This is a genomic window from Xanthomonas sp. F10 (assembly GCF_014206815.1).
Classification (GTDB): domain Bacteria; phylum Pseudomonadota; class Gammaproteobacteria; order Xanthomonadales; family Xanthomonadaceae; genus Xanthomonas_A; species Xanthomonas_A indica.
The window spans coordinates 1,653,392-1,679,215 of sequence record NZ_JACHNP010000001.1 but is presented as its reverse complement, the minus strand read 5'-3'; the positions used below and the strand labels follow the sequence as shown (position 1 = coordinate 1,679,215).

Genomic DNA, 25,824 nt, shown 5'->3' with positions numbered 1-25,824 from the left:
GGGACCGGCGCACGCGCCGGTCCGGCCCGGCGCTGGCCGTCGGGCTGTGGTTGGCGCTGCCGGCGTGCGCCTGCGCGATGTCGCTGACGCAGGCCGTGCAGCGCGGCTTGGCGATCGAGCCGCAGTTGCGCGCGGCGATGGCGGACGCGGCGCGCGCCGCCACCGACGTGCGCATCGCCCGCAGCGGCTACTACCCGGCGTTGTCGGTCGCCGCCGGGCCCAAGGCGCTGGACCCGGGCGAGATGGTCTACGACGTCAATCTCTCGCAGATGCTGTACGACTGGGGGCGCGTGTCGAGCCGGGTGGCGAATGCACGCGCGCAGCAGCGCGGGCAGGACGCGGCGGTGGAGGTGGCCGCCGACGACGCTGCGCTGCAGATCGTGGAGGTGTATCTGGACGTGTTGGCGGCGCAGCAGCGGCTGCAGGCGGTGCAAGCGCATCTGCAACGCCTGCAGGTGATCGCCGACCTCAGCGAGGCGCGCAGCGGCGGCTATGCCGATCGCAGCGAACTGGAGCGTACGCGGCTGGAACTGGCCCGCGGCCAGGACCAGTTGGCGACCGAGCAGGGTGCGCTGCAGGAGTTGCGCAACCAGTTCCTGCTGCTGGTCGGGGCCGAGGCCGAGGATCTGGTCGAACCGGAGACGCTGGAATTGCCGCAATTGGCGCCGCCGTTGCTGGCGCAGGCGGTGGACGCCTCGCCGCTGCTGCGCAAGGCCGGCGAACAGGTACGCGCGGCCGAGGCCGAAGTACGCGAAGCGCGCGCGGCGATGAAGCCGCAACTCAATCTGGAGGCCGCCGCGCTGCGTCGCGACGTCGGCGGCCGCCTGCAGAACGATTCGACCATTTCGCTGCGGCTGAGCATGGACGTGTTCCAGGGCATGTCCACGTTCCTGCGCCCGCAGGCCGCGCGCCAGCGCCTGGAAGCGGCGCAGTGGAACCTGGAGGCGATGCGCCGCGAGGTGCGGCGCACCGTACAGACCCTCGCCGACAGCGGCGAGGCCTTGCGCGGGCGCGAGCAGGCGCTGCTGCGGCAGGCGCAGCAGGCGGTGGAAGTGGCCGAGTTGTACCGCGAGCAGTTGAGCGTGGGCCGGCGCGAGGTGATCGAGCTGCTGAACGTGCAGCGCGAACGCCTGGAAGCCGAGCGGCAATTGATCAGCCTGCGGATCGAACGCAAGCGCCTGCGCTACCGCGCGGCGGCACAGATCGGCGCATTGCACGCGCTGTTCCAGGAGACGAAGCATGCAGGGTGAAGGGGGGATCGAAGCATCCGTGGCGACGCCGCGGGCCGGCGCCGCGGACGGACTGCGCGAAGGCCTGCTGCTGTTGTGCCAGCGCCTGGGACGGCCGTTGAGCGATGCCGAACTGGTGGACGGCATCGCCCTGGTGCAGGGACGCCTGCCGCTGCACCTGGTGCCGCGCGCGCTGCGCCGTGCCGAGCTCACGGCCGAGGTGCTGGCGTATCCGCTGGACGGCATGGACCGCTACCTGCTGCCGGCGCTGCTGCTGTTGCACGATGGGCGCACGGTGCTGCTGGAGGCGGTCGAGGCGGGACAGGCACGGCTGCTGCTGCCGCATGCCGGCGGTGGCGAGCAGGCGGTGCCGGTGGCGGAACTGGAGGCGCTGTACAGCGGGTCGGCGGTCTTCGCCAAACCGCGCTTCCGCGACGACGGGCGCATCGGCGGGTACGCCGGCAGCGCGTCGGAGCATTGGTTCTACGGGCCGCTGAAGAAGCTGTGGCGCTCCTATGCGGAAGTGGCGCTGGCGGCGATGGTCGCCAACCTGCTGGCCATCGCCACCGCGCTGTTCGCCATGCAGGTCTACGACCGCGTGGTGCCCAACGCGGCCTTCGACACGCTGTGGATCCTGGCCAGCGGCGTGGTCCTGGCGATCGTGATGGAAGGCGTGCTGCGCACCCTGCGCGGGCAGTTGCTGGCGGTGCTGGGCAAGCGCCTGGACCTGCAATTGTCCACGCTGCTGTTCTCGCGCGTGCTGGCCATGCGCATGGCCGCCAAGCCGGCGTCGATGGGCGCGTTCAGCACCCAGGTGCGTGAGTTCGAATCGGTGCGCGAGTTCTTCACCAGTTCCAGCGCGGCGCTGATCAGCGACCTGCCGTTCGTGGCGATCTTCCTGGGGATCATCGCCCTGATCGGCGGCCACGTGGTCTGGGTGCCGCTGGTCGCCTGCGTGCTGATGGTGCTGCCCGGGCTGCTGGCGCAGCGCCTGCTCGGCGAGCTGTCGCGGCAGAACCTGCGCGAGGGGGCGATGAAGAACGGCCTGCTGCTGGAGGCATTCGAGCATCTGGAGTCGATCAAGGCCGCACGCGGCGAAGGCCGCTGCCAGGGACTGTGGGAAGCGCTGACCGCGCAGCTGTCCGCCTCGGCGATGCGGACGTACGCGCTGACCACCGCGCTCAGCTATGCCGCATCGGTGGTGCAGCAACTGGCCTACGTCGGGGTGGTGGTGTTCGGCGTCTACCGCATCCAGCAGGGCGAGATGAGCGTGGGTGCGCTGGTGGCCTGTTCGCTGCTGGCCTCGCGCGCCATCGCGCCGCTGGGGCAGGCCGCGGCGGTGCTGGGGCGCTGGCAGCACACACGCGTGGCCATGGAGGGGCTGGACCAGTTGCTGGGGGCCGAACAGGAGCGGCCGCCGGGCAAGCGCTTCGTGCACAAGCTGCGCGTGCGCGGCGACTACCGCCTGGAGGCGGTGAGCCTGCGCTACGGCGAGCAGCCGCCGGTGCTGGACGTGCAGGCGCTGCGCATCGGCGCCGGCGAGCGCGTGGCGCTGCTGGGCGGCAACGGCGCCGGCAAGTCCACGCTGCTGCGGGTGCTGGCCGGCCTGCTGGATCCGCACGCGGGGCGGCTGTTGCTGGACGACGTGGCGATCGCGCAGATCGACCCGGCCGACCGCATGCGCAACATCGGCTACCTGCCGCAGGACGTGGCGCTGTTCCATGGCAGCCTGCGCGACAACCTCAACCTGCACGGGTCCGCGCTCGGCGACGAGGAACTGTATGCGGCGCTGGACGGGGTCGGGTTGGGCACGTTCGTGCGCGCGCATCCGTTCGGGCTGGACCTGCCGATCCAGGGCAATGCCAGCCTGTCCGGCGGGCAGCGGCAGGCGCTGGGACTGGCGCGGCTGTTGCTGCAGGACCCCAGCGTGGTGCTGCTCGACGAGCCCACCGCGGCCTTTGATCAGCACAGCGAACACGTGTTCATCGCCTACCTGCAGCGCTGGCTGGGCACGCGCACGCTGATCGTCAGCACGCACAAGCGCAGCATGCTGGAGCTGGCGCAACGCGCCGTGGTGCTGCGGCAGGGGCGGGTGGTGGTGGACGGGCCGGTGGAGCAGGTGCTGCAGGGCAACCGGGTGCAGGTGCCGGCGACGGCATTGGCGGGCAGCCATGGCTGAGCGCGCGGCGGTGGCGGTGCGGCGGCGGCTGGGCGACCCGCTGCTGGCATCCACGCATCCCTGGTACCGGCCGCTGCTGTGGACGGTGCTGGCGACGGTGGCGCTGTTCCTGGGCTGGGCGGCCTGGGCCGAGCTGGACGAAGTCACCCGCGGCGACGGCCGGGTGGTGCCGTACAGCCGCATCCAGAAGATCCAGAGCCTGGAGGGCGGCATCCTCGATCGGTTGCTGGTGCAGGAGGGCGAACTGGTCAAGCCGGGGCAGCCGCTGGTGCGGCTGGAGCGCACCCACTTCCTGACCAACTACCAGGAATCGGTCAACCAGGCGCAGGTGCTGCATGCGGCGATCGCGCGGCTGGAGGCGGAAGTGCTGGGCAAGACCAGCATCGCCTTCCCGGCGCAGATCGCCGGCGAGAGCGCCCTGCTGCGGTCCGAGCGCGACCTGTTCGAGTCGCGGCGCAGCAAGCTGGCCGAAGGCACCCAGGCGATCCAGCACCAGATCGCCCTGGCCCAGGACCAGTTGAACATCGTGCGCCCGCTGGTGGCCAAGGGGGCGGTCAGCCAGGTCGAGGCGCTCAAGCTCAGCCAGGACATCGCCACCCTGCGCGGGCGTCTCGGCGAGCTGCGCAACAGCTATTTCCAGGAGGCCTACACCGAGTTGGCCAAGCGCAAGGCCGATCTCAGCGCGCTGGAGCCGATCGTGCAACAGCGCCACGACCAGCTGCGCCGCACCGAGATCCTGTCGCCGGTGCGCGGACGGGTGAACACGGTGCTGATCAATACCCGCGGCGGGGTGATCCCGCCGGGCGAGCCGATCATGGAGATCATCCCGGTGGAGGAGCGGTTGCTGGTGGAGGCGCGGATCAAGCCACGCGACGTGGCGTTCCTGGTGCCGGGCATGCAGGCCCGGGTCAAGATCACCGCCTACGACTACACCATCTACGGCGAGTTGAACGGCACCGTCGAGCAGATCAGCGCCGACACCATCGAGGAGCAGACCGCGCACGGCAAGGAGTCGTTCTACCAGGTGCTGATCCGCACCGACGGCAGCCAGTTGCGTCGCGACGGCGACACGCTGCCGATCATTCCCGGCATGGTTGCCGAGGTCGATATCCTCACCGGCAAGCGCAGCGTGCTGAACTACCTGCTGCGGCCGTTGTTGAAGGCGCGGTTGCGCTGAGGAGCAACCGCAGTCCGCACCGCTCAGCTGCGCGATTCGACCAGCGAGAGGGTGCAGGTTTCGCCTGGAGCGGATTGCCAATACTCGAAGCGCGAGAGCTTCTTGCCCGAGGTCTGCGCGGCAAGCAGGCTCGCATAGGCGGCCTTGCCGAACTCGTCGCCGATGTTGAAGTAGACGATGTCGAACTTGCAGGTGGTGGAGAGCGCATCCTTGACGCTGAAGTAGGCAGTCGTGCCGCCCTGTACGCCCTGTACGCCGAGGCGGTCCACCAGCTTGTCGGTTTCGGTTACCGCGGCTGCGGGTGCGCAGTAGAGCGCGATCAGTGAGAGGCAGAGCGTCGCTTGCAGTTTCATGGTGTCGTGTCCGTTTGTCTGAGTCGTTAGCGTCGAAACGGACATGCCCGCCGCCTCGCTTCCGGCGCGTGGCGTCGCCGAAGACGCAGGGCGTGATGAATGCGCCGGTTCCCCCGTCGCCATTGTGGCGAGACGCCAGGCTCCGGCGTCAAGGCCCGGCTGCCGCGAGAGGATCGGGGCAGGCGGGCGCGGACAGCCGGTTGCCGCGATGCGCGGCCAGTGCCGGATTGCGGGCACAAAAAAACCCGGAAAACGGTGGTTTTCCAGGCTTCTTGTGACCTTGAAACTGGTCGGGGAGACAGGATTCGAACCTGCGACCTCTACGTCCCGAACGTAGCGCTCTACCAGACTGAGCTACACCCCGAAGGAGCCGCACATGATACGGAGGTCTTCCGCATTCGGCAAGCGCCTTTGCAAAAAAATTTCAGTCCGTCGCGCCGGTGGTGTCGGCGGCGGCATCCGCCGCGTTGCGCTCGCGCGCCTCGAACCACATGCCGTTGAGGATGGCGGCGGTGGAGGCCAGGCCGACACCGAGAATCCAGGCGAAGTACCACATGATCGTTTCTCCTTGCGGGTGCGTCAGTACGCGTTGGGGTTGTCGTCCAGGGAGGCGGCGGTGACCTTGCCCTTCAGCACGCGGTACACCCAGGTGGTGTAGCCGAGGATGATCGGCAGGAACACCACGGTGGCCAGCAGCATGATCCACAGGGTCAGGTGGCTGCTGGAGGCGTCCCACACGGTCAGGCTGGAGCCCGGCTGGCTGGAGGAGGGCAACAGGAACGGGAAGATCGCAAAGCCCACGGTGAGGATGATGCCGGCGATGGCCGCGCCGGAGGCGATGAACGCCAGGCCCCCGCGACGCTTGCGCAGCAGTACCGCGCTGAGCAACAGGCCGAGCAGGCCCGCGGCCGGGGCCAGCGCGGTCAGCGGCATGCTCTGGTAGTTGTGCATCCAGCCGCCGACCTCGCCGAGCACGGCGGTCTTCAGCAGCGGGTTGGTGGCGCCGTCGGTGACCACCTGCGAGGTGACCGCGTAGCCAGGCAGGCCGGTGGCCACCCACACCCCGGCCCCGGCGAACAGCGCGCAGGCCGCCAGGGCGGCGACGCTGCCGTAGCGCGCCGCGCGCTCGGCCACCGGGCCGTCGGTCTTCAGCACCAGCATCGCCGCGCCGTGCGCCACCAGCATGCTCACGCTGAGCAGGCCGGCGAGCAGGGCGAACGGCATGAGCAGGCCGAAGAAGCTGCCGGTGTAGAACACCCGCAGGGTGTCGTCGAAGTGGAACGGCACGCCCAGCAGCACGTTGCCCACCGCCACGCCCATGATCAGCGCCGGGATGAAGCCGCCGAGGAACAGCGCCCAGTCCCAGCCGTTGCGCCAGCGCTGGCCGGGCAGCTTGCCGCGGAATTTGAACCCGACCGGCCGCAGGATCAGCGCGAACAGGATCACGAACATCGCCAGGTAGAAGCCGGAGAAGCTGACCGCGTACAGCGGCGGCCAGGCGGCGAAGATCGCGCCGCCGCCGAGCACCAGCCAGACCTGGTTGCCCTCCCAGACCGGGCCGATGGTGTTCACCACCAGCCGGCGTTCGGCGTCGGTCTTGGCCACGAACGGCAGCAGCGCGCCGACGCCCAGGTCGAATCCGTCCATCACCGCGAAGCCGATCAGCAGGATGCCCAGCAGCAGCCACCAGATCACGCGCAGCGTGGTGTAGTCCAATGCAATGAAGTCCATGGTGTGTCTCCTGCCGGGGTCAGAGGTGGCCGGCGGCCGCAGGTGCGGCGATCGGGGGAACGGGGCGCGGGGCGGGTTGCAGCAGGGCGGGCAGCGCGTCCGGCCCCTTGCGGATCGCCTTGAGCATCAGCTTGATCTCGATGATCAGCAGCGTGGTGTAGATCGCCACGAAGCCGGCGAGGGTGATCAGGATGTCGTGCAGGGCCAGGCCGGAGGCGGCATAGAAGGTCGGCAGCACGCCTTCCACCGCCCACGGCTGGCGGCCGTACTCGGCCACGAACCAGCCGCACTCGATCGCGATCCACGGCGCCGGCAGGGTCCACAGCGCCAGCTTCAGGAACCAGCGCTTGTCCTCGAAATTGTGCTTGCACGAGAACCACAGCGCGGCGGCGAAGAAGGCGATCAGGTAGAAGCCCAGGCCGGCCATCACCCGGAACGTCCAGAACAGCGGCAGCACGCGCGGCACCGTGTCCAGCGCGGCCTTGGCGATCTCCTCCGGGGTGGCGTTGAGGATGTCCTCGCGGTAGCGCTTGAGCAGCAGGCCGTGCCCCAGGTCCTGCCAGTGGCGATCGAACACCGCCCGCGCCTCGGCATCGTTACGGTTGGCCTTGAGCCGCTGCAGCGCGCCGTAGGCGATCTGCCCGCCGCGCACGCGGTGCTCGGCGCGCTTGACCAGCTCCAGGATGCCCGGCACCGGCGTGTTCAACGAGCGCGTGGCGATCAGGCCCATCAGGTACGGCACCTTGATCGCGTAGTCGTTCTTGCCGGTGGCCTGGTTGGGGATGCCGAAGGCGGTGAAGTCGGCCGGCGCTTGCTCGGTTTCCCACATCGCTTCGATCGCGGCCAGCTTCATCTTCTGGTGTTCGTTGGCGGCGTAGCCGCTCTCGTCGCCCAGCACCACCACCGACAGCGAGGACGCCATGCCGAACGCGGCGGCCACCGCGAACGAGCGCCGGGCGATGTCGCGGTGCTTGCCGCGCAGCAGGTACAGCGCGCTGATCGACATCACGAACACCGCGCCGGTCACATAGCCGGCGCTGACCGTATGCACGAACTTGGCCTGCGCCACCGGGTTGAACACCACCGCCATGAAGTCGACCACTTCCATGCGCATGGTGTCCGGGTTGAACACCGCGCCGGTCGGATTCTGCATCCAGCCGTTGGCGATCAGGATCCACACCGCCGACAGGTTGGTGCCCAGCGCCATCAGCCAGGTCACCATCAGGTGCTTGACCGGCGTGAGCTTGCTCCAGCCGAAGAAGAACAGGCCGATGAAGGTCGCCTCCAGGAAGAACGCCATCAGCCCTTCGATCGCCAAGGGCGCGCCGAAGATGTCGCCGACGTAGTGGCTGTAGTAGGACCAGTTCATGCCGAACTGGAACTCCATCACGATGCCGGTGGCCACGCCCATCGCGAAGTTGATGCCGAACAGCACGCCCCAGAACAGGGTCATGCGCCGCCACACGTCCTTGCGGGTCATGACGTACACGCTCTCCATGATCGCGATCATGAAGGACAAGCCCAGGGTGAGCGGGACGAACAGGAAGTGGTACATGGCGGTCATGGCGAACTGCAGCCGCGACAGCTCTACGACAGTGGTGTCGATCATGGCTGTGCTACCTCGTGGAAAATGTGCATCTGGGTGGCCGAGTGGCGGGAGATTGGAGGCGATCTTCCGCCGCCCCGGCGCGTTCGACCTTGATCCAGATCAATGTGTGCAATGGGGGTGCGCGGCATCGTGGCGGCCACGGCGGTTCCAGCCCGGAACCGCCTTCCCCGCTAAACTGGCGGCTTCGTTCGCCGCGCCGAGCCCGTTTTGACCGATTTCGCCGAGCCGTCCGCCGCACTGCCCGCCGACGCGCCGCAACAGCGGCAGCAGCGCATGCGTTGGCTGGATGCCCTGGCCGCGGCGGCGCGCGGCCGCCAGCGCCTGGCCGCGGCGGCCATCAGCGTGTCCGGCGCGCTGCTGATCGTGCAGTCCGGCGCCATCGCCTGGCTGGTGCAGGCGCTGCTGGTCGAGCGCCGCGACCTGGCGCAGGCACTGCCGGCCTTCGGCCTGCTGGCGCTGATGTTGGTGCTGCGCGCCGGGCTTGGCGCCGCCGCGCAGCGCGCCGCCGGCGATGTCGCCGATGCGGCCAAACTCGAGCTGCGTCGCCGCGTGTACCGGCAGCTGCTGCAGCGCGGGCCGCTGTGGCTGCGCGGACAGCGCAACGGCGAACTCGGCGAACTGCTGCTGGCGCATGGCGATGCGCTGGACGGCTACTACGCCGGCTACCGGCCTGCGCGCTGGGAAGTGAGCGTGGTGCCGCTGCTGATCGTGCTGGCGGTGGCGTGGAGCGACTGGGTGGTGGGCCTGATCCTGCTGTTCACCGCGCCACTGGTGCCGATCTTCATGATGCTGGTGGGGTGGGGCGCCGAGGCCGCCGGCCGCCGCCAACTGCGCGAACTGGCGCGGATGGGCGGGCACTTCGCCGACCGGCTCAAGGGTCTGGGCCTGTTGCGCCTGTACGGACGTGGCGACGACGAACTGCGCGGGATCGCGGAGGCTGCCGAGGACGTGCGCGAGCGCACCCTGAAAGTGCTGCGCATCGCGTTCCTGTCCTCCACCGTCCTGGAGTTCTTCGCCTCGGTCAGCGTGGCGATCGTCGCGCTCTACCTGGGCCTGAGCTACCTCGGCATGATCGCCCTGCACGCCAGCGTGCCGACCCTGGGCACCGGCGTGTTCTGCCTGCTGCTGGCACCGGAGTTCTATGCGCCGCTGCGGCGCCTGGCCGCGCATTACCACGACCGCGCCAATGCGCTGGCGGCGGCGGCGGAGGTGGAGCGTCTGCTGGAGGGGCTGCCGCCGGCCACGGATGCGCCGGCAGCGCGCACTGAGGGTGCAGCAGTGCCAAACGACGCCGCTACCGCTACCGCTGTCGATGCCGCACCCGTCGCCGCACCGGCCACAAGCGCATCGCGTGCCGCACCGCTTGTGCAGGCGCGCGCGCTGCGCCTGCGGCCAGTGGGCGCGCGCTGCGATGCGCTGCAGGGCCTGGATTTCGACCTGGATGTCGGCCAGCGCCTGGCCCTGGTCGGCCCCAGCGGCAGCGGCAAGAGCACGCTGCTGGAAGCGCTGGCCGGGTGGCTGCCGCCGCGCGCGGGCACCTTGCAGATGCGCGCGGGACTGCGCATCGGCTACGCGGGGCAGCGCCCGTATCTGTTCCACGGCAGCATTGCCGACAATCTGCGCCTGGCCGATCCACAGGCCAGCGAAGCGCGGTTGCATGCCGCCGCCGAAGCGGCGCAGGTGCTGCGCTTCGCCGCGCGTCTGCCGCAGGGGTTGGACACGCCGATCGGCGAGCGCGGCTTCGGCCTGTCCGGCGGCGAGGCACGGCGCATCGGCCTGGCGCGGTTGCTGCTGCGCGATCCGGAACTGCTGTTGCTGGACGAGCCGACCGCGTTCCTGGATGCGGACACCGAGGCGGCGCTGCTGCGCACGCTGGCGGCCTTCGCCCGCGGCCGCAGCGTGATCGTCGCCACCCACAGCGAGGCGGCGATGCGGTGGGCCGATGCCGTGCTGCGGCTGCCGGCGCGCGACGGGTCCGCCGCGGGGCAGGGGGCGCGGCCATGAGCCGCACCAAGCGCGACACCCTGCGCGGCGTGTTCGGCCGCCATCTCGGCCGGCTGCTGCTGACCGCGCTGCTGGTGCTGTGCACGATGCTGGCCGGGGTCGGGTTGCTCGGCCTGTCCGGCGGCTTCCTCACCGCCGCGGCGCTGGCCGGTGCGGTCGGCATGGGCAGCGGCTTCAATTTCTTTTCGCCATCGGCCGGCATCCGCGCACTGACCTTCGCCCGCATCGCCTCGCGCTACGGCGAAAAGCTGGTCGGGCACGATGCCACCTTGCGCATCGCCCGCGACCTGCGCGTGTGGTTCTTCCGTCGCGCGCTGCCGCTGGCACCGGCACGGCTCGGCGCCAGCCGCACCGGCGAACTGCTGGCACGGCTGATGTCGGACATCGGCGAGGTCGACGGCCTGGTGGTGCGCGCACTGGCGCCGCTGGCGGCACTGCTCGGGGTCGGCGCGATCGGCATCGCCGCGGCGGCGGCGATCCACTGGCCGGCGGCGCTGGTGCTGACCGCGCTGGCGTTGGCGATCGGACTCGGCGTGCCCTGGGTGGTGGCACGTGGCGGCGAGGCCCGCGAACGCGCACGCGCGCAGCAGCGCGAAGCCTTGCGCACGCTGGCCTACGAAGGCCTGGAGGGCGCCGCCGACCTGGCCGCGCTCGAGGCGCAGGCCGCCTGGATCGCGCGCGTGGACGCCAGCGCGCAGGCGCTGCGCGCCGAGGACCGGCGCCAACGCCAGCGGCTGATCGGCGGCAACGCCTTGCATGCGCTGTGCGCCGCGGCGGGCCTGCTGGCGATGCTGTGGGTGGCGCTGGGGGCGGCGCGCGCCGATGCGATCGGCGCCGAACAGGCCGCCGGCCTGGTGTTCCTGACCGTGGCCCTACTCGAGGTCTGGGCCGGCGCCGGCCTGGCCTGGCAGGCGCTGCAGTCCGGCCGGGTCGCCGCGCGGCGTTTGCAGGCGATCGCCGGGCAGGCGCCGCCGGTCGCCAACCCGGCGCACCCGCAGGCGCTGCCAGCCAGTGGCGAGGTGCAGTTCGACGACGTGGCGTTCGCCTGGCCGGGCGAGACCCGGCGCGTGCTCGACGGTGTGACACTACGCATCGCGCCGGGCGAGCGCATCGCCCTCTCCGGCGACAGCGGCAGCGGCAAGACCACCCTGTCGGCGTTGCTGCTGCGTTTGTGGGATCCGCAACAGGGCAGCGTCCGCTACGCCGGCCTGGACCTGCGCGAGGTGGCCGAGGCGCAGTGGCATCGCCGCATCGCCTGGCTGCCGCAGGGCGCACCGGTGTTCGCCGGCAGCGTGCGCGACAACCTGCGCCTGGGCGATCCCGTGGCCGACGATGCGCGCCTGCAGCAGGTGCTGGCCGACGTGCGGCTGGATGCCTGGCTGCACGAAGTCGGTGGCCTCGATGCCTGGCTCGGCGAAAACGGCGCCACCATGTCCGCCGGCCAGGCCCGGCGCCTGGCCCTGGCCCGTGCGCTGCTGCGCGAAGCACCGCTGCTGGTGCTGGACGAACCCACCGAAGGCCTGGATGTGGACACCGCACAGGCGCTGCTGCGCGACCTGGCGCAGGCGCTGGGCCAGCGCAGCCTGCTGCTGATCAGCCACGACGTGCTGCCCGAGGGCGTGGTGCATGTGCGCTATCGGTTGCAGGAGGGGCGGCTGCAGGTCGAGGCCTAGCGCTACTGCGCAGCGCTCTGTAGGAGCGGCTTCAGCCGCGACCCGACCTGACCGGGAACGCCGGTCGCGGCTGAAGCCGCTCCTACAGCGCCATCTGGTGCCTTTCAGGCCGAGGTCTGAGATGGAATCAGGGATGCACGCCCCCTGGCTTTTCGCACCATTGCGCTTGCAGGAGCGGAGCGTGTTGCCTTGCGTGGGATCAGCCACAACGAGCGAAGTGCATCATCACCCTCGCGACATGGCGGACGTGCAATTGCGCGCAGCCGCTACAGCGCGTCCAGAAACGCCCGCACCGCCGGCCCGAACCGCGCGAAATCGACCAGGAAGGCATCGTGGCCCTGCGGTGAATCCAGTCCCAGGAACTGCGCCTGTGCGCCGCCGGCGCGCAGGCCGTCGGCGATCTGTTGCTGCTGCTGCACCGGGAACAGGATGTCGGTGTTGGCGCCGATCGCCAGGGCACGTTCGATGCGGATCGTGGCGATGCCGGCGAGCACGTCGCCGCCGGCAGGCTCGGCCAGGTCGAACCAGTCCATCGAGCGGCTGAGGTAAAGATAGCAGTTCGGGTCGAAGCGGCGCACGAAGCGCCGGGCGTGGCCTTCCAGGTAGCTCTCGACCTGGAACTCCAGGCCGAACGGATCGTCGTCGGTCTGGTCCGAATCCAGCCGCACGCGGCCGAAGCGGCCGTCCCATTCCAGCGCCGAACGGTAGGTGATCACGCCAAGCTTGCGTGCCATGCGCATGCCGGACTCGGGATAGGTGGCTTCGTCGTAGTCGCCGCCGTTCCAGTTCGGATCCAGCCGGATCGCCTCGCGCTGCAGCGAGCGGATCGCGATCGAGAACGGCAGCGCCTGCGCGCTGCCGGAAATGTTGATGTGGCTGCGCGCCAGGCCGGGATGCCGGTGCAGCAGCGCCAGGGCGGTCATGCCGCCCATCGAGTTGCCGATCACGCAGGCCAACTGCGCGATGCCCAGCGCGTGCACCACCTGCGCGGCGGCATCGGCGCCGTCCTCGATCGACAGCTCCGGGAAGCGCAGGCGATACGGCTGGCCATCGTCCGGGTGCGGCGAGGCGGGACCGGTCGAGCCCTTGCAACTGCCCAGCGAGTTCACGCAGATCACGAACCAGCGCTGCGTGTCGATCGGCTTGCCCGGGCCGAGCATGCCTTCCCACCAGCCGGGCGTGGGATCGTCGGCATTCGCGGCGGCATGTGCATCGGGCGAGAGTCCGGTGACGATCAGGATCGCGTTGTCGCGTGCGGCCGACAGCGTGCCCCAGGTCTCGTAGGCGACCCGCGCGCCGTGCAATTGGCCGCCACGCTTCATCGGGAACGGCGAGGGCAGGGCGAGGAAGCGGCTGCCGGGCGGGATGAATTCGGTCATGCGTCGATTCTAGCTGCGCCATCGCGCATCCGGCGTATGCGTGGTGCGAGATGGCGCGTGTCGGGCCGCAATGGCGTCCGTTAGTGACGCAGGGACGAATCTACTGCCCGTCTGGTCATTCGCTTCCCGCAGCGATCCAGTCCGACATGCTGTTGCCGCGTAGGAGCGGCTTCAGCCGCGACAAGCCTCCTGGTAAAGCGCGTCGCGGCTGAAGCCGCTCCTACACCGACGTTTCGCATTCTTGCTGGCGTCTTGCCTAGTTGCGACCGGGCGTTCCCGATCAGGCACGGTCGCTCCTGCACGCATGCGTTCGCTACGGCTTCCCGATCACCAATTCCACCGGCCCAGTCGCCGGCAGGCTCACCGTCACCGGTGCCGACTCCAAATCGCCCTCCTGGCGCATCGCATTGCCGCTGGTCGACAGTCGGGCGACCACCTGCACCTGCTGCAGTTGCGAGAGTTTCTGCGTGGGCATCGGGCTGTCCGCGTCGCTCAGCGTCACCCGCAACGGCAGGGCCTGCAGCGGATGCTTCTGCACCGCCACCGGCATTGGTGGACCGCCCGGGACGCGCGCGATCACGAACACGCTGGCGTCGCCGCGCAGGCGCACACGGGCGGCGAACGCCGGATCCAGCGACACCGCCACGGTCAGGCCGGTGCTCGCCGGTGCCTTTGCATCCTGCGCCGTGGTGGCCGCCGCAGCGGGCAGGGCGGGTAGGCCAGCCGCCAGACGGGCGGCGTCGATCTGCGGCCGCAGCGCCGCGGCGGTGGCCGCGTCCACGCGCGGCAACAGGGCTTCCCAGGTGGCGGCCGCGGCGGCGTCCTGGCCGCGTTGGCGCTGGGCGATGCCCAGGAACCAGGCGCCGCGTTCGCTGCCTGGCGCCAGTTGCAGGGCATGCTGCAGCCAGGCCAGCGCCTGCTCGTCGAATTGCCGTTGCGGGTTGGCCAACGCACGCGCCTCGGCGGCTTCGATCAGCAGCGGCGCCTGCTCCGGCGCCAGGCGCACCGCACGCGCGAACGCGGCCGCGGCCTCGGCGTTGTGCCCTAGCGACAACTGGCTGCGGCCGAGCAAGGCCCAGCCGTCTGCGCGATTCGGATCCTTGGCCAGCGCTGCCTGCAGTTGCTTGACCCCGTCCTCCAGCGTGCGTGGCGCCTCGCGGTTCTGCGCCTGCAGGGCGCGCGGGGTGCCGACCAGGGCGTACAGCGCCGCCGTGGCCACGCCCAGCGCCAGCACCGCGACCGCCAGCAGCGCGCCGTTGCGGCCACGGCTGCGCAGCGGCCACAACACCACCGCGAACACCAGCGCCGCCAGCGCCACCGCCGCGGCCGACATGCCCCAACTCAGCATCGCCTCACCATTCCTGTTCGTCCTGCAGCGGCAGCGCGGTGGCCGCCGGTGCGCGCCGCCGCACCATCCGGATCAGCAGCACGGCGCCGCCGGCCAGCAGCAGCAAGGGGCCGAACCACAGCAGCCAGGTCCGTGCTTCCAGCTGCGGCCGGTACAGCACGAACTCGCCGTAGCGATCGACCAGGAACTGCTTGATCTGCGCATCCGACTTGCCTTGGTGCATGAGCTCCAGCACTTCGCGGCGCAGGTCCATGGCGATCTGCGCGTGCGAGTCGGCCAGCGACTGGTTCTGGCATTGCACGCAACGCAATTCCGCGGTCAGCGCATGGAAGCGCGCTTCCTCGGCGGTGGAGCGGTAGGCCAGCGGCGTCGGATCGGACACCGGCTCGGCGCCGGCCAGCGTGGACCACGCCAGCAGCGCCAGCAAGCCCAGCCGCAGCGCGCGCCGGCCGCGGCTCATGGCGTGGCCTTGCCCTGCGCCCGCGTCGGCGGGGCGTCGCGCTCGGCTTGCTGCAAGGCCGGCAGCAGGTCGTCGCGGATGATCTGGTCGGTCAGCGGGCCGGCATGCTTCCAGCGCACCACGCCGCGCGCATCGACCAGGAAGGTCTCCGGCGCCGCGGCCACTCCCCAGTCGATCGCGGTGCGCCCCTCGGGATCGAACAGCACCGCCAGGAACGGATTGCCGAGCTGTTCCAGCCAGCGCAGCGCGTCCTCGCGGTTGTCCTTCCAGTCGTAGCCGATCACCCGCACGCGCTTGCTCAGCGCGAAGCGGGTCAGCACCGGGTGTTCCTCGCGGCAGGCCGGGCACCAGCTGCCCCACACGTTGAGCACGTACGGCGCGCCGAGCAATTCGCTGCTGCGCACGCGGATCGAGGCATCGTGCAGCAGCGGCAGTTCGAACGCCGGTGCCGGCTTGCCGATCAGCGCCGACGGCAGCGCGTCGCGGTCGGCACTGCCGGAGCGCTGCACCGCATACACCATCAACGCCAGCAGGCCGAGGAAGAACAGGGCGCCCAGCAGGATGGCGGGCAGCGGCAGGCGACGTGGAGCGGGAGCGGACATCAGGGGGTCTCCGGAGAACGACGGAAGCGCCGGTCGGCGGCGGTGACGAAACCGCCCAGCGCCATCAGCGCCGCGCCAAGCCAGATCCAGCGCACGAAAGGTTTGACGTGCACGCGCATCGCCCAGGCATTGCCGCCCAGCGGCTCGCCGAGGGCGACGTAGACGTCGCCGAACAGGCCGGGGTGGATGCCGGCCTCGGTCATGTTCTGGCCGCCGCTGGCGTACAGGCGCTTTTCCGGGTGCAGCAGCGCCAGCGGGCGATCGTCGCGCAGCACCTGCACGTGTGCGCGTTCGGCCACGTAGTTGGGGCCCTTGCGCTGGTCCAGGCCCTGCAGCTCGAAACGGTAGCGGCCCAGGTCAAGGTGCTGCCCGGGCGCCAGCGCCACCTCGCGCTGCTGCTCCAGCGCCTCGACCAGCAGCGCGCCGGCCAGGAACACCGCGATGCCGGTGTGGGCCAGGGTCATGCCCAGCATTTCGGCGGTGAAGCGGCTGCCCTTTAGCTGGCGCCGGCTCCACACGAAACGCGCGGTGCCCAGCAGCACCCAGGTGGCGGCGGCGACGCCGGCGGCGGTCTTCCACGCGCCCTGCGGTGCCAGGAAGAAACCGATCGCGCCGGCCATCAGGGCCAAGCCGGCCCAGGGCGCCAGCAGGGCCAGCGGCCGCGATGCCTGTTCGCGCTGCCAGCGGGTCAGCGGCCCGAACGGCAACAGCGCGACCAGCGGCGCCATCAGCACGATGAACAAGGTGCCGAAATAGGGCGGCCCCACCGACAGCTTGCCCAGGTCCAGCGCATCGGCCAGCAGCGGATACAGCGTGCCCAGCAGCACCATGGCGCAGGCGCAGGTCAGCAGCAGGTTGTTGGCCAGCAGCAGGGTCTCGCGGGAGGCCGGGGCGAAGCGCTGCCGCGCCTCGTCGGCCGCAGCCGCCACGCGGCCGCCGCGCAGCGCGTACAGCAGCAGTGCGCCGCCGCACAGCAGGCTCAGGAACACCAGGATGAACAGGCCGCGGGCAGGATCGGCGGCGAAGGAGTGCACGCTGGTCAGCACGCCCGAGCGGACCAGGAAGGTGCCCAGCAGCGACAGCGAGAACGCGGCGATCGCCAGCAGCAGGGTCCAGGCGCCGAAGCTGCCGCGCTTCTCGGTGACCGCCTGCGAATGCAGCAGCGCCGCACCGGCCAGCCACGGCATGAAGCTGGCGTTCTCCACCGGGTCCCAGAACCACCAGCCGCCCCAGCCCAGTTCGTAGTACGCCCACCAGCTGCCGAGGGCGATGCCGATGGTCAGAAAGCCCCAGGCCACGTTGGTCCATGGCCGCGTCCAGCGCAGCCAGCGCGCGTCCACCTGGCCGTCCAGCAACGCCGCCACCGCGAACGCGAACGGCACCGCGAAGCCGACGTAGCCGGCGTACAGCAGCGGCGGATGGATCACCAGGCCGGGATCCTGCAGCAGCGGATTGAGATCGCGCCCTTCCAGCGGCGCCGGCAGCAGCCGCGCGAACGGGTTGGAAGTGAACAGCAGGAACGCCAGGAAGCCCACGCTGACCATCGCCAGGGTGCCGATCACCCGCGCCACCACCGGGGCCGGCAGGCGCCGCGAGTACAGCGCCACCGCGCCGGTCCACAGCGCCAGGATCAGCGTCCACAGCAGCAGCGAGCCCTCGTGCGCGCCCCACACCGCGGAGTAGCGGTACACCAGCGGCAGCAAGGAGTTGGAGTTCTCGGCCACGTAGGCCACCGAGAAATCCTGGGTCACGAAGGCATGCGTGAGGATCGCGAAGGCGCCGGCGACCAGCGCCAGTTGCGCGAACGCCGCCGGCCGCGCCACGCCCATCCAGCGTGCATCGCCGCGCTGCGCACCGGCCAGCGGCAGCGCCGCCTGCAGCGTCGCGGTGAGCAGCGCCAGGATGAGCAGGAGTTGGCCGAGCTCAGGAAGCATGGTGTGGCCGGGACCCGGCACCCGGGGCCCGGGGCCCGGAAGAGCGCAGATGCGAGGTCTTTAGGTTAAGCGCGGAGCGGAGCGGTCTCCGGACAAAGCAGAAACGAACGATGCCAGTTCCGATGCATGGACGCGCCGACAAATTGCAGACGCCGTGCAACCGCTTTCCCGGGTCCCGGGTCCCGGGTCCCGGGTCCAGATGCGATCGCATCACTGCATGCCCCCCACCCGATGCTTCCCGTGCGCTTCCCCCATCTTGTCCGCCAGTTCCTTCGGCATGTAGGTCTCGTCGTGCTTGGCCAACACGTCCTCGGCGACGAACACGCCGTCGTGCATGCTGCCGGTGGCCACCACCGCCTGGCCCTCGCGGAACAGGTCGGGCAGGATGCGGTCGTAGCGCACGGTCAGTTGCGCGTCGCCGTCGGTGACGCGGAAGTGCGACTGCAGCGCGCCGGGCGCACGCTGGAACGAGCCTTTCTCGACCATGCCGCCGAGGCGGAAACGCGCGTGCGCGCCGGTCTTGCCGGACAGCACCTCGGCCGGGGTGTACAGGTACGCGGTATTGCGCTGCAGCGCCATCGCCACCAGCGTGGTGGTGAGGCCGGCGGCCAGCACCAGCAGCATCAGCCACAGCAGGCGGCGCTTGCGCTGCGGGTTCATCGGCTCAACTCCAGCGGCGGCGCTGGTTCGGCCTTGGCCTGGCGCTTGCGCTGCGCGCGCAGCCGCGCCGCGCGCAAGGCGTTGCGCACCTGCAGCCGCGCCAGCACGAAATCGGCCAGCAGCACCCCGGCGAACACCGCATAGGCCCCGGCCACATACGGCAGGTAGTTCATCCGCGCGCCTCCGCCAGCTGCGTCACCCAGTCCTTGCCCGCCTCGCGGCGCAGGTTGTCGGCGCGTGCGCGCGCCAGCAGCGAGCCGGCGAACCAGAACTTGGTCGCGGCCACCATCAACCACAGCGGCGGCAGCATGCTCGGGTCCATGCTGGACTGGCCGAACAGGCGGATGGTCTGGCCCTGGTGCAGCGAGTTCCACCACACCACCGAATAGCGGATCACCGGCAGCAGCACCACGCCGACGATGGCCAGCAACCCGGCCGCGCGCGCCGCGGTGCGCCGGTCCTCGATGGCCAGGTACAGGCCCATCACGCCGATGTACAGGAACAGCAGGATCAGTTCGGTGGTCAGGCGCGGGTCCCAGTCCCACCAGGCGCCCCACATCGGCTTGCCCCAGATGCTGCCGGTCAGCAGGGTGATGAGGGTGAAGGCGGCGCCGATCGGCGCGCAGGCCATCGCCAGGATCTCGCACAGCTTGATCCGCCAGACCTGGGCGATGGCCGCATACACGGCCATCAGGCCGAACACGAACAGGCTCATCCAGGCGCTGGGCACGTGGATGTAGAGGATGCGGAAGGCGTCACTCTGCAGGCGGTCGGCCGGCACCACGAACAGCGCCTGCCAGATGCCCACGCCGGCCAGCAGCAGCGCCGCCAGGTAGCACCACGGGGTCCAGCGCGCCGCGAAGCGATCGAAGGTCGGCGGCGAACCGAGTTGGTGGAACCAGCGGACGAGAGAGGCCATGCGGACGATTCTAGCTGGCGAGAGGCGGGCTTCGATGCGACAACGACGGAACGGCGATGGAGTACTGTGCTTGCAGGGTGCGACGGGAGCCGCTGCGCCAACGGCTCAGCTCAGCGAGATGCGGATCGCCGCGGCCGCCGCCAGCGGTGCCAGCACCAGGCCCGCCACCAGGCCCGCGGCCAGCAACAGCAGGCCGCCGGCCGGGTCCAGGCCTTGCGCTGCCGCCGCCACGCTGCCGGCGCCGAACACCAGCACCGGCACGTACAGCGGCAAGGCCAACAGCGCGACCAGGATGCCGGCGCGCTTCATGCCCACCGTCAGCGCCGCGACCACCGCACCGAGCAGGCTCAGCAGCGGGGTCCCCAGCGCCAACGATGCCAGCAGCACCGGCATGCGGTCATGCGGCAGGTGCAGCAATTCGCCGAGCAGCGGCGCGGCCACGATCAGCGGCAAGGCGGTGGTGACCCAGTGCAGCAGCACTCTTACCAGCACCAGCCAGGCCAGCGGCACCGGCGCCAGCAGCCATTGCTCCAGCGAACCGTCCTCGGCATCGCTGCGGAACAGGCTGTCCAGCGCCAGCAGGCCGGCCAGCAGCACCGCCAGCCACAGCGCGGCACCGGCCACCTCGCCGAGCAGGCGCGGCTGGTTGCCCAGCGCCAGCGCGAACAGGGCCACGATCAGCAGGGCGAACAGCGCCGGCTGCAACGCGTCGCCGCGGCGCCGCCACAGCAGCCGCAGGTCGCGCACCAGCAGCGCACGGGTGGCCTGCCAGAGGGAAGGAACCGGCGTGGCCAGGCTCATGCGGTGACTCCGCTCAAGGTCAGCATGCGGGTGCGCACCGGCGGCGCGGCATAGGCGCCATGGGTGGTGACCAGGGCCGCGCCGCCGCTGCGCAGGTGTGCGGCGATCATGCGGTTGACCAGGGTGATACCGTCCAGGTCGAGGTTGGCGTAGGGCTCGTCGAGCAGCCACAGCGGCGCCGGCGACAGCCACATCCGCGCCAGCGCCAGGCGCTTCTTCTGCCCGGCCGACAACTGCCGCACCAGGGTGTCCTCGTAGCCGGCCAGGCCGACGATGGCCAGCGCGCTGCCGGGCATCTGCTTGGCCCGGCGCCCCTGCAGGCCGCACAGGTAGTGCAGGTTCTCCAGGGTGCTCAGGTCGGCCTTCAGCGCGCCCAGGTGGCCCAGGTAGGCCATGAAGCGGGCGCGGTCGCCGCGCCGCACCGGATGGCCGTCGATCTCGATGCGCCCGGCCTCGGCGCGCAGCAGGCCGACCAGCACCCGCAGCAGGGTGGTCTTGCCGGCGCCGTTGTCGCCCTGCACCAGCAACGCCTCGCCGGCATCCAGGTGGAAATCCAGCGGACCGAACACCGCCGCGTCGTCGCGGGCGAACGTGAGCCCGTGCGCGGCCAGCAGCGGCGGCGGGGTGTACAGCGGATCGGTCATCGGCGAAGGCCGCGGCGGATGGCGCGGCGGTGGGCGGCAAGGGAAGGCGCGCATTGTATCGGCATGCGGGCGTCCGGCGGATGCCGGCGGCGGCCACACGCGGCGATGCGCGTGCGCTGTTGCAGGCGAGCGGCGGGGCATGGCGCATCGCCGGCAAGCGGCTTTGCGTACACTCGGCGTTTTCCCGCTGCCCGCAGATCCCCCGCATGCATCCGCAGACCAAGCTGCCCAAGGTGGGCACCACCATCTTCACCGTGATGTCGCAACTGGCCGCCGAGCATGGCGCGGTCAACCTGGGCCAGGGTTTTCCCGACTTCCCGGTGCCGCTGCGGCTGATCGAGGCGCTGGACCAGGCCATGCGCGACGGCCACAACCAGTACCCGCCGATGACCGGCGTGCCGGCGCTGCGCCAGGCGATCGCCGAGAAGGCGCTGCGCTGCTACGGCGCCCAGGTCGATGCCGACACCGAGGTCACCGTCACTAGTGGCGCCACCGAGGCGCTGTTCAACGCCATCCACGCCGTGGTGCGCCCGGGCGAGGAAGTGATCGTGCTGGATCCGGCCTACGACAGCTACGAGCCGGCGATCGACCTGGCCGGCGCGCGGGCGGTGCACGTGCCGCTGGACCCGCAGAGCTTCGCCGTGGACTGGGAGCGCGTGCGCGCGGCGATCACCCCGCGCACCCGCGTGCTGATGCTCAACAGCCCGCACAACCCGTCCGGGGCGATGTTCGGCGCCGACGACCTGCAGGCGGTGGCCGAGCTGCTGCGCGGCAATGACATCTTCCTGGTCTCCGACGAGGTCTACGAGCACATCGTGTTCGACGGCCGCCGCCACGAGTCGGTGCTGCGCTGGCCGGAACTGCGCGAGCGCGCCTTCGTCGTCTCCAGCTTCGGCAAGACCTATCACTGCACCGGTTGGAAGATCGGCTACGCGATCGCGCCGCCGGCACTTAGCGCCGAGTTCCGCAAGGTCCACCAGTACAACACCTTCACCAGCTTCGGCCCGGCCCAGCACGCCTTCGCCGCAATGATCCGCGAGCAGCCCGAGCACGACGAGCAGCTCGGCGCGTTCTACCAGGCCAAGCGCGACCGTTTCCGCGAGCAGCTGCTGGGCACCCGATTGAAGCCGCTGCCGGTGCCCGGCGGCTACTTCCAGCTGGTGGACTATTCGGCGGTCAGCGACCTGCCCGACACCGAGTTCGTGAAGTGGCTGACCGTCGAGAAGGGCGTGGCGGCGATCCCGCTGTCGCCGTTCTACCAGGACCCGCCGCCCGCCCAGCGCCTGGCGCGGCTGTGCTTCGCCAAGAACGAGGCGACGCTGGATGCGGCGATCGAACGACTTCGCGCGCTGTAGCGCGCGGAGCCGCCGGGATTCGGGAATGGGGATTCGTGATTCGTAGAAGCGGGTTCCTGGGGCGGGGTGGAACATGTCGGTGACAGGCATCTATTTCGGCGTGACGTTTGGGCTGGCGGCGGTCTGTGCGGTGGTCGATGGCGCGCTGTTCTACGGGCATGTGCTGACTGGATTGGCTGATCGCGGTCAGCGTGTCGGGATGGATTTCTGGGTGGTGCCGTTCCGGCGCCAGGCCTATGTGGATCGCTACCTTGCGCTGCTGACGCCGCAGGAGCGGGGCACGCTGGCCAACCGACTGGTGCGCCACCTGCCATGGGTAACGCCTACACTGGGCCTGCTGTGCCTGGTCGGCACGATCTGCATCGGAGTACGTTGGGGATGACACAGGTAGCACAGGATCTGAGGATCTCATTGGTCCAGGGCGATACCCGCTGGCACGACCCCGCCGGCAACCGCGCGCATTACGCCGAACTGCTGGCGCCGCTGGCCGGCATCACCGATGTGGTGGTCCTGCCGGAGACCTTCACCAGCGGTTTCTCCAACGATGCGCTGGCGCAGGCCGAGGACATGGACGGGCCGACCGTGGCCTGGATCCGCGAGCAGGCGGCGCGGCTGGGGGCCGCGGTGACCGGTAGCGTTCAGTTGCGCGTGCCCGGCGCCGATGACCAGGCCAAGGTGTTCAACCGCCTGCTGTGGGCCACGCCCGATGGCACGTTGCAGCATTACGACAAGCGCCATCTGTTCCGCTACGGCAACGAACACCTGCGCTACGCCGCCGGGCACGCACGCCTGTGCGTGGAGTGGAAGGGCTGGCGGATCAATCCGCAGGTCTGCTACGACCTGCGCTTCCCGGTGTTCTGCCGCAACCGCTACGACGTCGAGCGCCCTGGCCAGCTGGATTTCGATCTGCAATTGTTCGTCGCCAACTGGCCGTCGGCGCGGGCTTACGCCTGGCGTACGCTGCTGCGCGCGCGTGCGATCGAGAACCTGTGCTTCGTGGCCGCGGTCAACCGCGTCGGCGTGGACGGCAACGACCTGCACTATGCCGGCGACAGCGCGGTGATCGATTTCCTCGGCCAGCCGCAACTGGAAATCCGCGAGCGCGAGCAGGTGGCCACCACCACCATCTCCGCCGCCGCGCTGGCCGCGCACCGCGCGCGTTTCCCGGCCATGCTCGATGCCGACGCTTTCAGCCTGGACGATTAGCCTGCGGCTCCAGTGACGCCGGAGAGCTCACCTTTGCTATCCCTGAAGGCCCTCCTTGTAGGAGCGGCTTCAGCCGCGACGGGCTCTCCCTGCAACGCCTGTCGCGACTGATTTCGAAAACGCGGCAATAGCCCGGCCCGCACCATGCTGCGGCAAGTTTGGCGGGTTCATTGTGGGAGGAACTTCAGTCCCGACGCATTGCGCCATCGGAAAGCACGCCGCTTCGCGTGTCGCGGCTGCATGACGGTTGACCCAACAAAACAACGAGGCAACCCGGCCGAGGCGCAGAAAACGCGTTTTTGGAGATGCTTGGCGTCGGCGTCGGCGTCGGCGTCGGGTCCTGCATGTACTCCGGCCGGGCCGGAACCGGTCCTGCCTGCCGCGAGTGGAAATGCCTGCTGAACGCATGCGCCGCGCCCCGGCAACCTTGTCGCGGCCGCGACAATCCCATTGCTACGCTCGCGCTTGGTCCACTCACCGGAATGCCCCCATGATCAAGTCGCTTTCCCTGCTCGCATTGCTGGGCGCGGCCGCCCTGGCGCCGCAGGCCCAGGCCGCCGGCAACATCGATTGCAAGCTGTCCTTCAACCTGTCGGGCTGGTCGGTGTTCTACAAGACCGCCAAGGGCACCGGCACCATCACCTGCAACGACGGCGCGGTGATTCCGGTCAAGATCAGCAGCAAGGGCGGTGGCCTGACCGTCGGCAAGTCGAAGATCGTCGGCGGCCGCGGCACCTTCAGCGGCGCCTACAGCCTCAACGATCTGTTCGGCACCTATGCCGCCGCCGAAGCCCATGCCGGCGTGGTGAAGTCCAGCACCGCGCAGGTCGTCACCAAGGGTGACATCTCGCTTGCCCTGGCCGGCACCGGCGAAGGCGTCGATCTGGGCGTCAACGTCGGCAACTTCGTGATCGAGCGCCGCAAGTAAGGCGCCGCGCGCTGGCTGCAGTCGTGTCGCAGCCAGGCGGACACAAAGAGAACTGATCGAATCCAGGCGCAGTGCGCCTGGATTCTTTTTTGCGTCAAGGGTTTTTTGTGGTTGCCAACCGTAAGCCGACCACGTGTCTGGCGTGCAATGCGACCCGGCGACGCGCCCCCGCACGAGGACGCGCGTCGCGCTTACGGCGCGCTTACTGCTGCGCGAACACCCAGGCCAACTGGCCGCGCACCGGCTCCGGGGTGGCCAGCGCCTGGCGGTACAGGGTGCGCGCCGTCCAGCAGGCATCCTCGTCGCTGGCCTTGGTGATCTGCGGCAACACCCGCATCAGACGTTGCTGCTGATCGGCAGGCAGCGATTTGACCAGGGTGCTCATCGCCGCCTGGATCTGCGCCGGCGCCACCGTCTGCGGCGGGGTCTTGTTCAACTCCGCGTCGGTGGCCTTCAGGGAGGCATCGAACCAGCGGTCGATCTGCGCCTGCGGCAGCTTTTCCAGCCCCGACAGCATCGCCGCGCTCAGCGCCTGCGCATCGTTGGGATTGCCGCCGCGGGCCAGCACCGCGCACTGCGGCACATCGACCTTTTCGCTCACCTGGGACAGGATCTCCAGGCGCTGTTCCAGCGTGGCGTGATCCAGCCGCGCGATGCCGTTCTGCGCCAGCTGGAAGCCGGCCTGCTGCGCCTGCGGACCGCTCTGCTTGAGCAGCGCCACATAGCGCGGATCGCTGGCCAGCTTGCGCAACATGCGATCGAACGGCGCGTGCAGCGGCGAATCCTTGGGGTAGGGGTTCTGCGCCGCGGCGATCTCTTCCTGGGCCTTCTGCTGCGCCTTCTGGCAGGCGCCGAGGCTCAGCACGCCGGCGATCAGCAGCGGCAGGGCGATCTTCATCTTCCGTGTCATCGGGATTCCTGGTCGGTGAGGGGCGGCCACCCGCGGCGGCCGCCAGATGCGCCAGGATATCGGCTTCGTTCGCGCAGGGCGAACGGCGCAATGGTCGGGCGCCCTGGTATCGCCACACGGATGTCATGCAATGGCGGGGATGCCATCGGGGCCGCTTCGGCTGCAGCCGTCACGGCCCTCACCATTGAATGCCGGCTTTCCCGGCGCCTATCATCCGATCCTGCCTCTGCACGCGAGATCGTCCGCATGAACCCCGGAATGCTGGTTGGCTTTGTCGCGCTTGGGGTCAGCGCTTCGTCCCCGGCCGCGCCGCCGCAGGCGGGCATCGCGGACGCGGTCATCCAGCATCTGGACCTGACCTCGTTCCCCAATTCGGTCGGCCCGCGCCGCCTGCCGGGGAAGACGACGTTCGCGGACTATGGTTTCGTGGATGTCACGAAAACCGCCGATGGTGCGCGTCTGCTCCAGACTGACAAGGGCTGGATGATGCGCTTCGAGGTGCTGTCGGCCGACGCCACGTCCGTGCGCTTGTGCTTCCATGACACGGGATTGGCCAGGCCCGGCGAGACACGCGCCCCCAGCTACAACGCGACCTCGGCGTTGCTGGTCTCGAAATCTTCCCATGGCAACTGGACCGCCAGGCAGGTCTCCGCGGGGTTTGCGGACTGCAAGAACGATCCTGTCGATGCGTGAGCGAGCAGGCGGCCGCGATGCGGACCGTCT

Annotated in this window: 25 protein-coding genes and 1 tRNA gene; 10 read left to right on the top strand and 16 right to left on the bottom strand. The window is 70.0% G+C overall.

All coding sequences use genetic code 11. The features are described from left to right. Positions 1 to 77 precede the first annotated feature (77 nt). From FHR56_RS07435 to FHR56_RS07425, 3 genes are read left to right on the top strand one after another with little or no spacing between them, the layout of a single operon-like run. The gene (locus tag FHR56_RS07435; protein ID WP_237473243.1) at positions 78 to 1,250 is read left to right on the top strand and encodes a TolC family protein; all 1,173 of its coding nucleotides are present in this window, start codon (positions 78 to 80) and stop codon (positions 1,248 to 1,250) included. Between the two features lie 19 nt (positions 1,251 to 1,269). Continuing rightward, positions 1,270 to 3,408, top strand: a complete 2,139-nt coding sequence (locus FHR56_RS07430) for a type I secretion system permease/ATPase (protein WP_343160759.1) — start codon at positions 1,270 to 1,272, stop codon at positions 3,406 to 3,408. Continuing rightward, positions 3,401 to 4,585 (top strand): HlyD family efflux transporter periplasmic adaptor subunit, encoded by a 1,185-nt coding sequence (locus tag FHR56_RS07425; protein ID WP_160947337.1) that lies wholly within the window; start codon positions 3,401 to 3,403, stop codon positions 4,583 to 4,585. Before FHR56_RS07430 ends, FHR56_RS07425 begins: the two co-directional genes overlap by 8 nt. A gap of 23 nt (positions 4,586 to 4,608) precedes the next feature. Here FHR56_RS07425 and FHR56_RS07420 read toward each other — a convergent pair whose 3' ends face one another. The 5 genes from FHR56_RS07420 to FHR56_RS07400 form a co-directional block, all read right to left on the bottom strand. Then, the gene (locus tag FHR56_RS07420) at positions 4,609 to 4,938 is read right to left on the bottom strand and encodes a hypothetical protein (RefSeq protein WP_019796408.1); all 330 of its coding nucleotides are present in this window, start codon (positions 4,936 to 4,938) and stop codon (positions 4,609 to 4,611) included. A 287-nt stretch (positions 4,939 to 5,225) separates the two neighbouring features. Then, a tRNA-Pro gene (locus tag FHR56_RS07415) sits at positions 5,226 to 5,302 on the bottom strand. A gap of 60 nt (positions 5,303 to 5,362) precedes the next feature. After that, positions 5,363 to 5,494 (bottom strand): cytochrome bd-I oxidase subunit CydX, encoded by a 132-nt coding sequence (cydX, locus tag FHR56_RS07410; RefSeq protein ID WP_019796409.1) that lies wholly within the window; start codon positions 5,492 to 5,494, stop codon positions 5,363 to 5,365. Positions 5,495 to 5,517: 23 nt separating this feature from the next. After that, positions 5,518 to 6,669 (bottom strand): cytochrome d ubiquinol oxidase subunit II, encoded by a 1,152-nt coding sequence (cydB, locus tag FHR56_RS07405; RefSeq protein ID WP_160947338.1) that lies wholly within the window; start codon positions 6,667 to 6,669, stop codon positions 5,518 to 5,520. 19 nt (positions 6,670 to 6,688) lie between these two features. Next, positions 6,689 to 8,278, bottom strand: a complete 1,590-nt coding sequence (locus FHR56_RS07400) for a cytochrome ubiquinol oxidase subunit I (RefSeq protein WP_160947339.1) — start codon at positions 8,276 to 8,278, stop codon at positions 6,689 to 6,691. A gap of 273 nt (positions 8,279 to 8,551) precedes the next feature. On the opposite strand from FHR56_RS07400, the gene cydD reads away from it, so the two are divergent. Then, positions 8,552 to 10,282: a thiol reductant ABC exporter subunit CydD gene (gene cydD / locus FHR56_RS07395; RefSeq protein ID WP_237473298.1), complete on the top strand. Its 1,731-nt coding sequence runs from the start codon at positions 8,552 to 8,554 to the stop codon at positions 10,280 to 10,282. Then, complete coding sequence (gene cydC / locus FHR56_RS07390; protein ID WP_160947341.1) at positions 10,279 to 11,955, top strand: thiol reductant ABC exporter subunit CydC; 1,677 nt, start codon at positions 10,279 to 10,281, stop codon at positions 11,953 to 11,955. The genes cydD and cydC overlap by 4 nt, the downstream gene beginning before the upstream one ends. Positions 11,956 to 12,221: 266 nt before the next feature. On the opposite strand, the gene FHR56_RS07385 is transcribed toward cydC, so the two are convergent. The 10 genes from FHR56_RS07385 to ccmA form a co-directional block, all read right to left on the bottom strand. Continuing rightward, positions 12,222 to 13,334 carry a homoserine O-acetyltransferase gene (locus FHR56_RS07385; protein WP_160947342.1) on the bottom strand — a complete coding sequence of 371 codons (1,113 nt, stop codon included), beginning with the start codon at positions 13,332 to 13,334 and terminating at the stop codon, positions 12,222 to 12,224. Positions 13,335 to 13,647: 313 nt separating this feature from the next. Then, positions 13,648 to 14,682 (bottom strand): cytochrome C biogenesis protein, encoded by a 1,035-nt coding sequence (locus FHR56_RS07380; RefSeq protein WP_160947343.1) that lies wholly within the window; start codon positions 14,680 to 14,682, stop codon positions 13,648 to 13,650. Between the two features lie 4 nt (positions 14,683 to 14,686). Continuing rightward, positions 14,687 to 15,142, bottom strand: a complete 456-nt coding sequence (locus FHR56_RS07375; RefSeq protein ID WP_160947344.1) for a cytochrome c-type biogenesis protein — start codon at positions 15,140 to 15,142, stop codon at positions 14,687 to 14,689. Then, complete coding sequence (locus FHR56_RS07370; protein ID WP_184502603.1) at positions 15,139 to 15,747, bottom strand: DsbE family thiol:disulfide interchange protein; 609 nt, start codon at positions 15,745 to 15,747, stop codon at positions 15,139 to 15,141. Before FHR56_RS07370 ends, FHR56_RS07375 begins: the two co-directional genes overlap by 4 nt. Beyond that, positions 15,744 to 17,678 carry a heme lyase CcmF/NrfE family subunit gene (locus FHR56_RS07365; protein ID WP_160947346.1) on the bottom strand — a complete coding sequence of 645 codons (1,935 nt, stop codon included), beginning with the start codon at positions 17,676 to 17,678 and terminating at the stop codon, positions 15,744 to 15,746. Before FHR56_RS07365 ends, FHR56_RS07370 begins: the two co-directional genes overlap by 4 nt. A gap of 210 nt (positions 17,679 to 17,888) precedes the next feature. After that, positions 17,889 to 18,338 carry a cytochrome c maturation protein CcmE gene (gene ccmE / locus FHR56_RS07360; protein WP_160947347.1) on the bottom strand — a complete coding sequence of 150 codons (450 nt, stop codon included), beginning with the start codon at positions 18,336 to 18,338 and terminating at the stop codon, positions 17,889 to 17,891. Beyond that, complete coding sequence (locus FHR56_RS07355) at positions 18,335 to 18,511, bottom strand: heme exporter protein CcmD (RefSeq protein WP_160947348.1); 177 nt, start codon at positions 18,509 to 18,511, stop codon at positions 18,335 to 18,337. Before FHR56_RS07355 ends, ccmE begins: the two co-directional genes overlap by 4 nt. After that, on the bottom strand, positions 18,508 to 19,257 hold the full coding sequence (gene ccmC, locus FHR56_RS07350; protein ID WP_010343777.1) for a heme ABC transporter permease CcmC: 750 nt from the start codon (positions 19,255 to 19,257) through the stop codon (positions 18,508 to 18,510). Before ccmC ends, FHR56_RS07355 begins: the two co-directional genes overlap by 4 nt. Before the next feature lie 105 nt (positions 19,258 to 19,362). After that, entirely contained in the window at positions 19,363 to 20,058 is a 696-nt protein-coding gene (gene ccmB, locus FHR56_RS07345; RefSeq protein WP_048488885.1) for a heme exporter protein CcmB, read from the bottom strand. Beyond that, positions 20,055 to 20,702, bottom strand: a complete 648-nt coding sequence (ccmA, locus tag FHR56_RS07340) for a heme ABC exporter ATP-binding protein CcmA (protein WP_160947349.1) — start codon at positions 20,700 to 20,702, stop codon at positions 20,055 to 20,057. The genes ccmB and ccmA overlap by 4 nt, the downstream gene beginning before the upstream one ends. A gap of 206 nt (positions 20,703 to 20,908) precedes the next feature. On the opposite strand from ccmA, the gene FHR56_RS07335 reads away from it, so the two are divergent. From FHR56_RS07335 to FHR56_RS07320, 4 genes are all read left to right on the top strand, one after another. Then, positions 20,909 to 22,057, top strand: a complete 1,149-nt coding sequence (locus FHR56_RS07335; protein WP_160947350.1) for a pyridoxal phosphate-dependent aminotransferase — start codon at positions 20,909 to 20,911, stop codon at positions 22,055 to 22,057. Between the two features lie 73 nt (positions 22,058 to 22,130). Continuing rightward, positions 22,131 to 22,439, top strand: a complete 309-nt coding sequence (locus FHR56_RS07330; RefSeq protein WP_160947351.1) for a hypothetical protein — start codon at positions 22,131 to 22,133, stop codon at positions 22,437 to 22,439. Continuing rightward, complete coding sequence (locus FHR56_RS07325; RefSeq protein ID WP_160947352.1) at positions 22,436 to 23,263, top strand: amidohydrolase; 828 nt, start codon at positions 22,436 to 22,438, stop codon at positions 23,261 to 23,263. Before FHR56_RS07330 ends, FHR56_RS07325 begins: the two co-directional genes overlap by 4 nt. Before the next feature lie 490 nt (positions 23,264 to 23,753). Then, a complete protein-coding gene (locus FHR56_RS07320) occupies positions 23,754 to 24,191 on the top strand; it encodes a hypothetical protein (RefSeq protein ID WP_019796370.1) in 438 nt (145 codons plus the stop codon). Between the two features lie 202 nt (positions 24,192 to 24,393). Here the strand turns inward: FHR56_RS07320 and FHR56_RS07315 are convergent, their stop codons facing one another. After that, complete coding sequence (locus FHR56_RS07315; protein ID WP_237473245.1) at positions 24,394 to 25,101, bottom strand: hypothetical protein; 708 nt, start codon at positions 25,099 to 25,101, stop codon at positions 24,394 to 24,396. 246 nt (positions 25,102 to 25,347) lie between these two features. Here FHR56_RS07315 and FHR56_RS07310 point away from each other — a divergent pair, with 246 nt between their 5' ends. Next, a complete protein-coding gene (locus tag FHR56_RS07310; RefSeq protein ID WP_160947353.1) occupies positions 25,348 to 25,794 on the top strand; it encodes a pesticin immunity protein in 447 nt (148 codons plus the stop codon). The last annotated feature ends 30 nt before the right edge of the window (positions 25,795 to 25,824 follow it).